Origin of the sequence: Bradyrhizobium jicamae, assembly GCF_001440395.1 — a bacterium.
Classification (GTDB): Bacteria; Pseudomonadota; Alphaproteobacteria; order Rhizobiales; family Xanthobacteraceae; genus Bradyrhizobium; species Bradyrhizobium jicamae.
Window position 1 is genome coordinate 5,699 of the sequence record NZ_LLXZ01000221.1, and the last position, 292, is coordinate 5,990.

At 56.2% G+C, this 292-nt stretch carries 2 rRNA genes (1 of these 2 only partly in view); both read left to right on the plus strand.

Annotation, left to right across the window (positions count from 1 at the left end):
• Window positions 1–135 (plus strand): 23S ribosomal RNA (locus tag CQ12_RS39415) (it extends 3,345 nt beyond the left edge of the window).
• Between the two features lie 86 nt (window positions 136–221).
• Window positions 222–292 (plus strand): 5S ribosomal RNA (gene rrf / locus CQ12_RS39420); the annotation flags it as partial.

Genomic DNA, 292 nt, shown 5'->3' on the forward strand with positions numbered 1-292 from the left:
GCCTGCTTCGAGATGAGGGCTCCCACCCACTTGATGGGGTAAGGCTCCCAGTAGACGACTGGGTTGATAGGCCGGATCTGGAAGCACGGTAACGTGTGGAGGTGACCGGTACTAATAGGCCGAGGGCTTGTCCTCAGTTGCTCGCGTCCACTGTGTTGGTTCTGAAACCACGAACAGCCTCATGCAGGTGTTGCATGGTCTGGTTGTCAGTTTCATAGTGTTTCGGTGGTCATAGCGTGAGGGAAACGCCCGGTTACATTCCGAACCCGGAAACTAAGCCTTCCAGCGCCGA